Origin of the sequence: Vallicoccus soli (assembly GCF_003594885.1) — a bacterium.
GTDB classification, from domain to species: Bacteria; Actinomycetota; Actinomycetes; order Motilibacterales; family Motilibacteraceae; genus Vallicoccus; species Vallicoccus soli.
In genome coordinates, this window is the sequence record NZ_QZEZ01000002.1 from 597,788 (window position 1) to 610,408 (window position 12,621).

Below are 12,621 nucleotides of genomic sequence, written 5' to 3' on the forward strand. Positions count from 1 at the left end.
CCCCGCCCGACCGGGCCGGGCCGGGCCGGGCCGCAGCCCAGCGGGTCAGACCAGCCCGAGCAGCCCGGCGGCCACGCCGACGAGCGCGCAGGCGCCCAGGACGCGCAGCACCGACCAGCGCAGGCGCAGCAGCAGGAGCGCGGCGAGCAGCGCGATCCCGACGGGCACCGGCTCGACGCTCGCGAGCTCGGGCACCTCGAGGCGGAAGGGCCCCTGCTCGAGCACCCGGGTCTCGGCGAACAGCGTGTGCAGGGCGAAGAACAGGGCGAGGTTGGCGATGACGCCGACGACCGCCGCCGTGATCCCGGCGAGGGCCGAGGACAGCGCCCGGTTGCCCCGCAGCCGTTCGACGTACGGGGCGCCGAGGAAGATGAACACGAAGCAGGGCACGAAGGTCACCCACGTGGTGAGCAGCGAGGCGAGCACCCCGGCGACCCAGGGGTCGAGCGAGCCCGGGTCGCGGTACGCCCCGAGGAAGGCCACGAACTGCACGACCATGATGAGCGGGCCCGGCGTGCTCTCGGCCAGCGCGAGGCCGCGCACCATCTCCCCGGGCGCCAGCCAGCCGTAGACCTGGACGGCCTGCTGGGCGACGTACGCCAGGACGGCGTACGCGCCGCCGAAGGTGACCAGCGCGGCGCCGGAGAAGAACAGGCTCTGCTCGGTGAACACGCTGCCGGTGCCGGTGAGCGCGGCGACCGCGAGCACCGGGACGCCCCAGGCCACGAGGCCCGCGAGCAGCACGCGCACCGCGTGCGCGCGGCTCGGCCGCTCGGCGTGCAGCGCGTCGTCGGGGACCAGGGGCGCCGGGCCGTCCGAGGACGCCCCGTGGGCCGGGCGCGGGCGCATGCTCCCCGGCACCCAGCGCCCCAGCGCCCAACCGGCGGCGGCCGCCGCCGCGACCACGGCCGGGAACGGCACGCCGAGCAGCGTGAGCGCGAGGAAGGCCGCCACGGCCACTGCCACGAGCGCGGGGTGCCCGAGCGCCCGCCCGGCGACCTTGGCCACCGCCTGGGCCACCACCGCGAGCACCGCGGGCGCCAGGCCGGCGAACAGCGCCCGGACCACGGTCGTGTCGCCGGCGGCGACGTAGAGGGCGGACAGGGCGAGCAGCGCGACGACGCCCGGGAGCACGAAGAGCGTCCCGGCCACGAGCCCGCCCCGCCGGCCGTTGAGCAGCCACCCGACGTAGATCGCGAGCTGCTGCGCCTCCGGGCCGGGCAGCAGGGTGCAGTAGCTCAGCGCGTGCAGGAACCGCTGCTGCCCGATCCAGCGCTTCTCGTCGACGAGGGTCCGCTGCATCACGGCGATCTGGCCCGCGGGCCCGCCGAACGTCTGCAGCGAGATCGCGAACCAGGTCCGCACCGCCTCGCGGAACGGGACGACGTCCTCGCCGCGCCGCAGGGGTGCGGGGGCGGTCTCGCCGTGGGTCATGAGGGTTCCCTCCCGAGGAGCAGCTCGCGCCGGAAGAACTCGTACACGCCGTCGAACAGCGGGCCGGTCAGCTCGAGGACCCGCTCGTCGCCCTCGACCATGGACAGGGCCCGCAGGGCGAGGTCGAAGCCGGGGGCCTCGGGGGCGTCGTAGCGCCCGTCGTCGAGGTCCGCCTCGTGGACCAGCGCCGCGATCCGCCACAGGACCGGGTCGGTGAGCTCGTAGCGGCGCAGGACCGTCTCGAAGCTGCAGTCGCGGCCGTGGTGGGAGAGGTCGACGCCGGGCACGTCGAACGGCGTCGCGTCGGCGGGCACCTGCGCGGGGTCGGCGACGAACACGAAGACGGCCCCGGGGTCCACGAACCGCCGCAGCAGCCAGGCGCACGCCGCCCGGTCGATGTGCACGCCGGCGCGCGTCGCCCACCTCACGGGTGCCGCCCCGCCGCCACGGGAGCGGCGGCCGCGGCGCGCGCCAGCTCCTCGACCGCGGCGACGGCCTCGGCGCGCTCGGGCGGGGCGGAGAAGTCGCGGCGCCGCACCCGGCGCAGCTCGGCGCGCAGGCGCTTGACCAGCCGGGCGTGCTCGGCCGGGGGCAGGGACGCGGCACCCGCTCCGCCGGTGCGCTGCAGCCCGGCCAGCGCCTCGTCGCGCACCGCGCGGTACTCCTCGGCCCGCGCCCGCGCCATCGTGCGCGCCAGCTCGGCCTCCTGGGCGGCCGTCGCCGGCCGCGCCAGCCAGAGCGCGGCCGTTCCCGAGGCCTCGCGGACCTCGGCCGCGACCCAGTCCAGCTGCTCGCGCGTGCGGGCGTCGTGCGGCAGGGCGACGAGGCCGTCGCCGAGCTGGGCGACGCCCAGCGCGCGCAGCCTGCGCCAGACCGCGCTGCGCGGCGTCGAGGGCTCGCGCGGCAGCCGGTACTGCAGCAGCACCCACTCGCCGGGGCTCTCCTGTGCGACCACGGTCGCATGCAACCACGGTCGCACTGCCCTGTCCAGCGGTCCGGCACCCCCTCCGGCGCCGGTGGCTAGCACGGGGCGCCACGGGACGGGCACGCAGCGGCACCGACACCGCAGGTTGATCCGCGCGAGACGCAGCGGAAACACCGGCGGGGTGGACTCCTCCCGTGACCTCGACGAGCGCCGGAGCGGTGCGCATCGCCGCCGCCGCGGCGCACTTCGGGCGCAGCCTCGAGTTCGACCTGCAACGGGTGACGACGATCGTGCAGCACGCGCGCGACGCGGGTGCCTCGCTGCTCGTGCTCCCGGACGGCGCGCTGGGCGGCTACCTGCCCGACCTGCGCCAGCCCGACCCGGCCGCCCTGCCGCCCGCGCTGGAGCCGGACGACCCCGTGCTGCTGCGGGTCGGCGCGGCCGCCGGGGCGATGGTCGTCTGCGTCGGCTACTGCGAGGCCGCCGAGGGCGGCGGCCGCTACGACGCGGCGGTGGCCGTGAGCGGCGACGGGGTCCTCGGCCGGCACCGCAAGGTCCACCGCCCGCCCGGGGAGGCGGACGCGTACCTCGCGGGCGACGGCTTCACCGCGTTCGACAGCCCGGTCGGGCGCCTCGGGATGCTCGTCGACTACGACAAGGTGTTCCCCGAGTCCGCCCGCGCCCTGGCGGTGGACGGCGCCGAGGTCATCGCGAGCCTCTGCGCCTGGCCGACCCGCGTCGGCGCCCGGGTCAGCCGGCTCTCGCAGGACCGCCAGTCGCGGCTGTTCGACCTCTACGACTGCGCCCGCGCCGCGGAGAACCAGGTGGTGCTGGCCTCGGCCAACCAGACCGGCTCGTACGGCGGCCTGCGCTTCGTCGGCCAGGCCAAGGTCGTGGGGCCGGGCGGGGAGGTGCTCGCGCGCACCTGGGCCAAGGCCGGGCTCGCCGTCGCCGAGGTCGACGTGGCCGGCGAGGTCGGCGCCGCGCGGCGCGGCGTCGACCACCTGGCCGGCCGGCGCCCGGGGGCGTACGCCTCCCTCGTCGGGGTCCCCCGCTAGCGTGGCGGCCCGCCCCCGGTCCGGGGGCGCGCCGCCCAGGAGGGGAGCCGTCGTGGCCGCCAGGACCAGCAGCGAGGACGCGGGCCGCACCGCCGACGGGCTGCCCGTGCAGCGCTGGACGCTCGCCTCCGACGGCGGCCTGGTCGCACGGGTGCTCACCCTCGGCGGCATCGTCCAGTCGCTCGAGGTGCCCGACCGCGACGGCCGCGCGCGCAGCGTCGTGCTCGGCCTGCCGGCGCCCGCCGACTACGCCGGCCCCGGGCGCTACATGGGCGCGCTCATCGGGCGCTACGGCAACCGGCTCGGCGGCGGGCGCTTCGTCCTCGACGGCACCGAGCACCGGGTCCCGGCGAACGACGGCCCCAACGCGCTGCACGGCGGCCCGGGCGGCTTCCACTCCCGCGTCTGGGACGCGCGCCCGGTCGACGCCGCCGCCCCCGGCGCCGCCGCGCTCGAGCTGACCCTCGTCAGCCCCGACGGCGACCAGGGCTTCCCCGGCGAGCTGTCCGTGCGCGTGGTGTACGAGGTCGGCCCGTCGACCTGGTCGGTGCGCTACGAGGCCACGACCAGCGCGCCGACCGTCGTCAACCTCACCAGCCACTCGTACTTCGCGCTCGGCGGCGAGGGCAGCGGCAGCGTCGAGGACCAGCTGCTGCGCATCCCCGCCTCGCGCGTCACCGAGGTCGCCGAGGGGCTCGTGCCCACGGGCCGCCTGCTCGACGTCGAGGGGACGCCGCTCGACCTGCGCGCGCCGACCCGCGTCGGCGCCGGGCTGCGCGACCCGCACCCGCAGCTGCTGCTCGGCCTGGGCTACGACCACGACTGGGTGCTCGACGAGCCGTCGGACGGCGAGGACCTCGCGCTCGCCGCGGAGCTCGACGACCCCGCGTCGGGGCGGCGGATGCAGGTCTGGAGCACCGAGCCGGACGTGCAGTTCCACTCGGGCAACTTCCTCGACGGCGGCCTCGTCGGGATCGGCGGCGGGACCTACCGCCAGGGCGACGGGCTGTGCCTGGAGACCCAGCACGCCCCGGACTCCCCCAACCACCCGGACCGGCCCTCCACGGTGCTGCGCCCGGGCGAGACGTACCGGTCCCGCACGGAGCACCGCTTCTCGACCCTGCCCTGAGCCGGTCCCTGCCCGGGGTCGGGGCCGGGGCCGGGGCCGGGGCCGGGGTCAGACGTTGACCGTGGGCAGGTCCGGGTCGCGCCCGCCGGTGAGGCGCGAGGCGCGGCGCACCCGCTCGCGGTCGACCCACCGCATGACCGGGCTCGCCGTGACCCCGTGCAGCACGACCGAGAGCACGACGACCAGCCCGGTGACGCCCCACAGGCCCTCGACCTGGGGTGAGCCGGTCTGCTCCGTGGCGTAGGCCAGGTAGTAGACCGAACCGATCCCGCGCACCCCGAAGAAGGCGACGGCGAAGCGCTCGCGCGGGCCGGTCCGCCCGCCGAGCAGCCCGACCCAGCCGGCGAGGGGGCGGGCCACGAGCAGCGTCCCCAGCGCCAGCGCCCACTCCTGCCAACCCAGGTCGGCGAAGAGCCCGTCGGCGACGGACCCGCCGAGCAGCACGAGCACCGCCACCGTGAGCAGGCGCTCCACCTGCTCGATGAACTGGTGCATGACCTGGTGGTAGCCGTGGTCGCGCTCGGCCGCCCGGATCGTGCAGGCGCAGACGAACACCGCGACGAAGCCGTACCCCTCGGCCAGCTCGGTGAGGCCGTACGCCAGGAAGGTGCAGGCGAGCGCGACGAAGCCCTCGGCCTCCTCGGCCAGGCGCAGCGAGGCGATGCGCGAGTGGAAGAACAGCCGGGCCAGCACCCGGCCGACGAGCAGGCCGCCCACGACCCCCACCGCGCCGCGCCAGAGCACGTCGACGAGCAGCCACTCCCCCAGCCACGCGGACGGCGCCGCGGTGCCGGCGGTGAGCATCGCGATGGCCGCGTACGTGAAGGGGAACGCCAGCCCGTCGTTGAGCCCGGCCTCGGAGGTGAGGGCGAAGCGCGGCTCGTCCTCGCTGTCCTCCTCGCCGCTCGGCTCGCCGACCTGCACCTCGGTGGCGAGCACCGGGTCGGTCGGCGCGACGACCGCGGCGAGGAGCACCGCGGCGGGGACGCCGAGCCCGAGGAGCCACCAGCCGCCGAACCCGACGGCGAGCATGGTCAGCGGCATGGTGATGCCGAGCAGGCGCCAGGTCGAGGACCAGCCGCGCCACGAGGGCGGGCGGTCCAGGGCGAGCCCCGCGCCCATGAGCGCGACGATGACCGCCGCCTCGCTCAGGTGGGTCGTCGAGGCGGCGTGCTCGACGGGGTCGGGCGTGGGCAGGCCGTCGACGACGGCGAAGCCCACGACCCCCAGCGCGAGGAAGATCATGGGCATCGAGACGGGGGCCGAGCGCAGCGCCCGCGGCAGCAGCGCCGCGAGGAGCGCGCCGGACCCGGCGGCCGCGTAGGCCAGGGAGGTCGCGTCCATCGGCGGTGCCCTACCCAGCGGCACCTAGGGTGAGCCCCATGACGGACCGGCTGGTGTGGATCGACTGCGAGATGACGGGGCTGGACCTCGGGCGCGACGCGCTCGTCGAGGTCGCCGCGCTCGTGACCGACGCGGACCTGCGGGTCCTCGGCGAGGGCGTCGACGTCGTCGTGCGCCCCCCGGAGGCCGCGCTGGCCACCATGCCGGACGTCGTGCGCGAGATGCACACCGCCTCGGGGCTGCTCGACGAGCTGGCGCACGGCACCACGCTGGAGGACGCCGAGCAGCAGGTGCTGGCGTACGTGCGCGAGCACGTGCCCGACCCCCGCAAGGCGCCGCTGTGCGGCAACAGCATCGCCACCGACCGCGGCTTCATCGCCCGCGACATGAAGGCGCTCGACGCGCACCTGCACTACCGCATGGTCGACGTGTCCTCGGTCAAGGAGCTCGCCCGGCGCTGGTACCCGCGGGTCTACTACGCCTCGCCGAAGAAGGAGGGCGGGCACCGCGCGCTGGCCGACATCCGCGAGAGCGTGCGCGAGCTGCGCTACTACCGCGACGCCCTGTTCGTGCCGCAGCCCGGGCCCGACTCGGCGACCGCGCGGGCCGTCGCCGAGCGCGTGGTGCGCGAGGCGGCGCAGGAGCCCGGGAGCGCGTGACGAGCGGGCCCGCACGACCCGCTATGCTCCTCCTGCTGCGCGCGGCGTCGAGCCGCGCGCCGTGGTGGGCGTAGCTCAGCTGGTAGAGCACCGGGTTGTGGTCCCGGGGGTCGCGGGTTCAAGTCCCGTCGCTCACCCCACCTCCGCCGCCGCTCCCGCGGGCGCTCCGCGCCGTCGCGGGAGCCGCGGCGAGCCCCCTCCCGCCCCCACCGCGCGCCTCGCCCCCCGGGTTAGGGTCGCCCGACGGTCGGGGACGACGGGAGGCGCGGCGTGGCGGCACCGGTGCAGGAGGCCCTCGCGGGCCTGGCGGGCGCGCTGCCCGGCGCGGTGAGCGAGCGCGAGAGCCACCGCCGGCGCCTGGCGCACGACGCCTCGCACTACCTGCTCGTCCCCCGCGCCGTGGCCACCCCGCGCGACGCCGACCAGGTCGCCGCCCTGCTGCGCGCCTGCTCCGCCGCCGGGCTGCCGCTGACCTTCCGCTCGGGCGGCACGAGCCTGTCGGGGCAGGGCGTCACCGAGCACCTGCTCGTCGACGTGCGCCGGCACTTCCGCGGGCTGGAGGTCCTCGACGGCGGCGCCCGGGTGCGGGTGCAGCCCGGCGCGGTGCTGCGCCAGGTCAACGCCGCGCTGGCCCCGTACGGGCGCCGGCTCGGCCCGGACCCGGCCAGCGAGTCGGCGTGCACCGTCGGCGGGGTCCTGGCGAACAACTCCAGCGGCATGACCTGCGGGACCACGGCGAACGCGTACCGGACCCTGGAGTCGCTCGTCCTCGTGCTGCCGAGCGGCACGGTCGTGGACTCCGGCGCGCCCGACGCCGACGCGCGGCTGCGGGCCCTCGAGCCCGGCCTGCACGCGGGCCTGCTGCGCCTGCGCGACCGGGTCCGCAGCGACCCGGGGTCGCTGCGGCGCATCGCCGCGCAGTACGCGATGAAGAACACCATGGGCTACGGGCTCAACTCCTTCGTCGACCACGACGACCCGGTGCAGGTCCTGGCGCACCTGGCCGTGGGCAGCGAGGGGACGCTCGGCTTCGTCGCCGGCGCGGTGCTCCGCACCGTGCCCGTGCACCCCCTCGCCGCGACCGGGCTGCTCGTGCTCGACAGCCTCCGCGACGCCATGGACGCCGTGCCGGCGCTCGTCGACGCCGGGCCGGCGGCCGTCGAGCTGCTGGACGCGCAGGCGCTGCGGGTGGCGCAGCGGGACCCCCGGGCCGACGCCGTGCTGCGCGGGCTCGACGTGCGCCGGCACGCGGCGCTGCTCGTGGAGTGGCAGTCCTCCGACGCGGACGAGCTGGCGGGGCGCGTCGCGGCGGCGGAGCGGCTCGTCGCCGGCCTGCCGCTGGCCGCACCCGCCCGGCTCAGCGGCGACGCGGCCGGGCGCGCCGCGCTGTGGCACATCCGCAAGGGCCTGTACGCCGCAGTGGCGGGCGCCCGCCCCTCCGGCACCACGGCGCTGCTCGAGGACGTGGCCGTGCCGGTCGCCGCGCTCGCCGACACCTGCGACGACCTCGACGTGCTCTACGCGCGCCACGGCTACGAGGGCACCGTGACCTTCGGGCACGCCAAGGACGGCAACCTGCACTTCATGCTCGTCGAGCGCTTCCCCGACGGGCGGGCCCCCGCGCGGTACGAGGCGTTCACCGAGGAGATGGTCGACGTCGTCCTCGGCCACGGGGGCACCCTCAAGGCCGAGCACGGCACGGGGCGGGTCATGGCGCCGTACGTCCGGCGCCAGTTCGGCGACGAGCTCTACGCCGTCATGCGCGAGGTCAAGGCGCTGTGCGACCCGCGCGGCACGCTGAGCCCCGGCGTGCTCGTCAGCGACGACCCCGCCGCGCACGTGCGGCACCTCAAGACGGTGCCGCAGGTGGAGCCCGAGGTGGACCGCTGCGTGGAGTGCGGCTACTGCGAGCCGGTGTGCCCGAGCCAGGACCTCACGACGACGCCGCGCCAGCGCATCGTGCTGCGCCGCGAGATCGCCGCGGCCGAGGCCGCCGGCGACGCCGCGCTGGCCCGCGCGCTGCGCGAGGACTACGACTACGACGCCGTGCAGACCTGCGCGGTCGACGGCATGTGCGCCACCGCCTGCCCGGTGCTCATCAACACGGGGGACCTCGTCAAGCGCCTGCGCGCGGAGTCGGCGACCCGGGTCGAGCAGCGCGCGTGGTCCGCGCTCGCGGGGCACTGGGGCGCGGCGACCCGCACGATGGGCCGCGCCCTCGACGCGGCGACGGCCGTGCCGCCCGCCGCCGCGGGCGCCACCCGGGCCGGGCGGGCCGTGCTGGGCGCGGACCGCGTGCCGCGCTGGGACGCCGACCTGCCCGCGGGCGGACGGCCGCGCCGGGCGCTGCGCGAGGACCGGCCCGACGCCGTGTTCGTCCCCTCCTGCCTCGGCGCGCTGTTCGCGCCGGCCGGGGACGGGGCGGGGGTCGAGGCGGCCGTACGGGCCCTGGCCGCGCGCGCCGGGCTGCGCCTCGCGGTGCCGGACGGGGTCGCGGACCTGTGCTGCGGCACGCCGTGGTCCTCCAAGGGCCTGCCCGCCGGGCACGCGCGGGTGCGCGAGCGGGTCGTGCCCGTGCTGCGCGCCGCGACCCGCGGCGGCGCCGTCCCGGTCGTGACCGACGCGTCGTCCTGCGCCGAGGGCTTCGCCGGGCTGGACGGGGTGCCGGTCCTCGACGCCGTCGCCTGGGTGGCGACCGAGGTGCTCCCCCGGCTCACGGTCACCCGGCGGCTCGGCGCGCTCGCGCTGCACCCGACCTGCTCGTCCACCCGCGCCGGCACCGGGCCGGCCGTGCTGGCCCTGGCGCGGGCGGTCGCCGACGAGGTCGTCGTGCCGCGGGCCTGGCGCTGCTGCGCCTTCGCCGGCGACCGCGGGATGCTGCACCCCGAGCTCACCGCGAGCGCGACGGCGCCCGAGGCCCGCGAGCTCGAGGGGCGCGCGTTCGACGCGTACGCCTCGACGGGGCGCACCTGCGAGGTCGGGATGACCCGGGCGACGGGGCGGCCGTACCGGCACCTGCTGGAGCTGGTGGAGGAGGCGACCCGCTAGCGCCGCTGGGCGTCCTGCACGTGGTCGCGCAGCAGCCGGGCCACGTCGTCGGCCCGCTCGACGCTCGCGAGGTGCGCGACGCCCTCGAGCTCGACGAGCCGGCTGCGCGGGAGCAGGTCCGCGATGCGCCGCTGGTGCTCCGGGGGCAGCGAAGCGTCCTGGGCCGCGGAGACGACGAGCGCGGGCGCCTCGACGCGGGGCAGCTCGGCGGTCAGGTCGAGCCCGGCGACGGCCTCGCAGCAGCCGGCGTACCCCTCGGCGGGGGTCGCCGCGACCATGGCCCGCAGCCGCGCGGCGACCTCGGGGTGGGCCGCGGCGTACGGCGCGGTGAGCCAGCGGCCGACGACCGTCGCGGCGAGGGCGCCCGGCCCGTCGCGGCGCACGGTCGCCGCCCGGTCGTGCCAGGGCGAGGGGTCCTCGGTCCGGGCCGACGTGCACAGCAGCGCCAGCGAGCGCACGCGCTCCGGGGCGCGCACGGCGACGGCCTGCGCGACCATCCCGCCCAGCGAGATCCCCGCGACGTGCGCCACGTCGACGTCGAGGCGGTCGAGCAGGCCGACGACGTCGTCGGCGAGCTCCTCGAGGGCGTACGGGCCGGGCGGCACCGGCGAGGCGCCGTGCCCGCGCAGGTCCGCGCGCACGAGGCGCAGCGACCCGGCGAGGGCGCGCTGGGGCTCCCAGACCGACAGGTCGCTGCCGAGGCTGCCGAGGAGCAGGAGCACCGGCGCGTCCGAGGGCCCCTCGACGACGTGGTGCAGGTCGACGCTCACGAGGCGCTCCCCCGCACCGCGTCCAGCAGCTCGGCGGTGCGCAGCGACTGCTCCAGCGGGAGCACCTCGTCGACGTCGCCGCGCACCGCGCCGGACACCCCCTCGACCATGAGCTGGTACGGGTCGACGGGCGCGAAGTGCTCGGCGTGCCCCCCGACGAGCAGGACCGAGGGCTCCGCGCGCGAGCTGTACGGGCTGCCGACGACGTCGAGCCGCCCGTCGTCGCCCTCGACCGCGAGCCACTGCTGCACGTCGTCGGCCATGGCGAAGCGCACCTCCGCGGTGGCCAGGCCGAGCTGCAGCAGGGCGGTCCCGCGCAGGTCCACGCCGGTCGGCCCGCGCTCGAGCTCCACGCTCTTGACCGCCTCGAGCATCTGCCAGCCGGTCGCCCAGAGCGCCGCCGAGGCGGCGTAGCAGCCGACGTCCAGCAGCGCGCCGCCGCCGTGCGCCGGGTCGTGCCGGAAGCCGCCCTCCTCGACGCGGCCGGTGAAGCCGGTCCAGACCCGCCGCACCTCCCCGACCGCGCCGGTGGCGAGCAGGGCCTCCGCGCGCAGGGTGCGCGGGTGCCAGCGGTACCAGGACGCCTCGACGAGCAGCCGGCCCGCCTCGCGCGCCGCGTCGGCCATGCGCCGGACCTCGCCGGCGTCGAGCCCGAGGGGCTTCTCGCAGAGCACGTGCTTGCCGTGGCGCAGCGCCTCGACCACCCACTCGGCGTGCGCGTCGTGGTGCAGGGCGACGTAGACCGCGTCGACGTCGTCGTCCGCGACCAGCGCCGCGTAGCTCCCGTACGCCCGCCCGCGCGGGCGCAGCCGCCGGGCCCGCTCGACGTCGCGCGACGCGACCGCCTGCAGGCAGGCGCCGCGCGACGCGTGCACCACCGGCGCCAGCTCGCGCGCGATCCGCCCGGCGCCGAGGAACCCCCAGCGCACCGCACCGCCCCAGCCGCCCACGCAGCACCTCCTCGTCCACCGCACCGTACGGCCCCGCGGCGGCCTCCGCCCCGGGGCGTGGCCCTGCCTGCCCCGGGGTACGGCGCCGACACCCGCAACCGCACGCGCTCCCGGAGGCCACCGTGGCACCGCCCCGCACCCTCGTCCTCGTCCTCGCCGGCGGCGCCGGCGGGCGCCTCCAGCTGCTCACGCACGACCGCGCCAAGCCGGCGGTGCCCTTCGGCGGGGTGAACCGGCTCATCGACTTCCCGCTGAGCAACTGCCTGCACTCGGGCATCGCGGACGTGTGGGTGTCCCAGCAGTTCCACACCACCTCGCTGAACGACCACCTGTCCAGCGGGCGCCCCTGGGACCTGGACCGCACCACCGGCGGCCTGCTCGTCATCCCGCCGCACCAGGGCACCGCGCGCGGGGGCTGGCACGCCGGCACCGCCGACTCCCTGTGGCGCAACGCCGAGCTCGTGCGGGAGTTCGGTCCGGACGCCCTCGTCGTCGTGAGCGCGGACGCCGTCTACCGGCTCGACTACGCGGACGTCGTGGCCGAGCACCTCGCCTCCGGCGACGCCGTGACCATGGTGACCACGCGGGTGGACCCGGCCGACGCGGGCCGCTACGGCGTCGTGCAGGCCGAGGACGGGCGGATCGTCGACTACGTGTACAAGCCCGACGAGCCGCGCGGCGACCTGGTGAGCAACGAGGTCTTCGTGCTCGACCCCGGTCCGGTGCTCGACCTGCTCGAGGAGCTGGCGGCGGACGCCGGCGAGGACGGCCTCACCGACCTGGGGTACGAGCTCCTGCCCCGCCTCGTCGAGCAGGGCCGGGCGCGGGAGCACCGGTTCGACGGCTACTGGCGCGACGTCGGCACCGTGGAGTCGTACTGGGAGGGGCACATGGACCTGCTGGCCGGCCCGCCGCGGATCGTGCTGGACGACCCGGCGTGGCCGGTCCGCACGCACACCCGCGGCTGGGGGGCCGCCCGCCTGCACGACGGCGCGGAGGTCTCCGACGCCCTCGTCTCCCCCGGCGCGACCGTCGCCGGCAGCGTGTCCCGCTCGGTCCTGTCCCCGGGAGCCGTCGTCGAGGCCGGGGCGACGGTCGTGGAGAGCGTCCTGCTGCCCGGGGCCGTGGTGCGCCGCGGGGCGCGCGTGGAGCGCAGCGTCCTCGACGACGGCGTGGAGGTCGGGCCCGACGCGCAGGTCGGCGGGCCCGGTGCGGTGACGCTCGTCGGCCTGCGCACGACGGTCGGGGCGGGGCAGCGGGTGCCGCAGGGCGCCGTGCACCCGGAGCCGCCGGAGGACTGACCG

Annotated in this window: 11 protein-coding genes and 1 tRNA gene; 6 read left to right on the plus strand and 6 right to left on the minus strand. The window is 77.5% G+C overall.

The features are described 5' to 3' along the window. Positions 1-45 precede the first annotated feature (45 nt). The 3 genes from chrA to D5H78_RS08005 are packed head-to-tail and all read right to left on the minus strand — an operon-like array spanning position 46 to position 2,389. Complete coding sequence (chrA, locus tag D5H78_RS07995; RefSeq protein ID WP_119949851.1) at positions 46-1,434, minus strand: chromate efflux transporter; 1,389 nt, start codon at positions 1,432-1,434, stop codon at positions 46-48. Beyond that, on the minus strand, positions 1,431-1,862 hold the full coding sequence (locus D5H78_RS08000; protein ID WP_119949852.1) for a chromate resistance protein ChrB domain-containing protein: 432 nt from the start codon (positions 1,860-1,862) through the stop codon (positions 1,431-1,433). The genes chrA and D5H78_RS08000 overlap by 4 nt, the downstream gene beginning before the upstream one ends. Then, positions 1,859-2,389, minus strand: coding sequence for a Chromate resistance protein ChrB (locus D5H78_RS08005; protein WP_119949853.1), 531 nt, complete (start codon positions 2,387-2,389; stop codon positions 1,859-1,861). The genes D5H78_RS08000 and D5H78_RS08005 overlap by 4 nt, the downstream gene beginning before the upstream one ends. 164 nt (positions 2,390-2,553) lie before the next feature. Between D5H78_RS08005 and D5H78_RS08010 the strand changes: the two genes are divergently transcribed. Both D5H78_RS08010 and D5H78_RS08015 read left to right on the plus strand, forming a co-directional pair. Continuing rightward, a complete protein-coding gene (locus D5H78_RS08010) occupies positions 2,554-3,417 on the plus strand; it encodes a carbon-nitrogen hydrolase family protein (RefSeq protein WP_218566355.1) in 864 nt (287 codons plus the stop codon). A 52-nt stretch (positions 3,418-3,469) separates the two neighbouring features. After that, positions 3,470-4,546: an aldose epimerase family protein gene (locus D5H78_RS08015; RefSeq protein WP_119949855.1), complete on the plus strand. Its 1,077-nt coding sequence runs from the start codon at positions 3,470-3,472 to the stop codon at positions 4,544-4,546. Positions 4,547-4,594: 48 nt separating this feature from the next. On the opposite strand, the gene D5H78_RS08020 is transcribed toward D5H78_RS08015, so the two are convergent. Further along, positions 4,595-5,890: a cation:proton antiporter gene (locus D5H78_RS08020; RefSeq protein ID WP_119949856.1), complete on the minus strand. Its 1,296-nt coding sequence runs from the start codon at positions 5,888-5,890 to the stop codon at positions 4,595-4,597. A 38-nt stretch (positions 5,891-5,928) separates the two neighbouring features. On the opposite strand from D5H78_RS08020, the gene orn reads away from it, so the two are divergent. The 3 genes from orn (at position 5,929) to D5H78_RS08035 (ending at position 9,597) form a co-directional block, all read left to right on the plus strand. Next, entirely contained in the window at positions 5,929-6,549 is a 621-nt protein-coding gene (orn, locus tag D5H78_RS08025; protein ID WP_119949857.1) for an oligoribonuclease, read from the plus strand. Between the two features lie 64 nt (positions 6,550-6,613). Beyond that, positions 6,614-6,689, plus strand: a tRNA-His gene (locus D5H78_RS08030). Between the two features lie 130 nt (positions 6,690-6,819). Then, the gene (locus D5H78_RS08035; RefSeq protein WP_119949858.1) at positions 6,820-9,597 is read left to right on the plus strand and encodes an FAD-binding and (Fe-S)-binding domain-containing protein; all 2,778 of its coding nucleotides are present in this window, start codon (positions 6,820-6,822) and stop codon (positions 9,595-9,597) included. Here the strand turns inward: D5H78_RS08035 and pcaD are convergent. Together pcaD and D5H78_RS19070 are read right to left on the minus strand one after the other, a co-directional pair. Continuing rightward, complete coding sequence (pcaD, locus tag D5H78_RS08040) at positions 9,594-10,367, minus strand: 3-oxoadipate enol-lactonase (RefSeq protein WP_119949859.1); 774 nt, start codon at positions 10,365-10,367, stop codon at positions 9,594-9,596. The two genes, D5H78_RS08035 and pcaD, sit on opposite strands and share 4 nt — an antisense overlap. Further along, positions 10,364-11,317: a Gfo/Idh/MocA family protein gene (locus tag D5H78_RS19070; RefSeq protein ID WP_165865652.1), complete on the minus strand. Its 954-nt coding sequence runs from the start codon at positions 11,315-11,317 to the stop codon at positions 10,364-10,366. The genes pcaD and D5H78_RS19070 overlap by 4 nt, the downstream gene beginning before the upstream one ends. A gap of 122 nt (positions 11,318-11,439) precedes the next feature. On the opposite strand from D5H78_RS19070, the gene D5H78_RS08055 reads away from it, so the two are divergent. Continuing rightward, complete coding sequence (locus tag D5H78_RS08055; protein WP_119949861.1) at positions 11,440-12,618, plus strand: glucose-1-phosphate adenylyltransferase family protein; 1,179 nt, start codon at positions 11,440-11,442, stop codon at positions 12,616-12,618. Positions 12,619-12,621 lie beyond the last annotated feature (3 nt).

Bases quoted from the DNA above. Each gene is read 5' to 3' on its own strand.
- D5H78_RS08020 (WP_119949856.1), bottom strand. From the start codon at position 5,890: ATGGACGCGACCTCCCTGGCCTACGCGGCCGCCGGGTCCGGCGCGCTC.
- chrA (WP_119949851.1), bottom strand. From the start codon at position 1,434: ATGACCCACGGCGAGACCGCCCCCGCACCCCTGCGGCGCGGCGAGGAC.
- orn (WP_119949857.1), top strand. From the start codon at position 5,929: ATGACGGACCGGCTGGTGTGGATCGACTGCGAGATGACGGGGCTGGAC.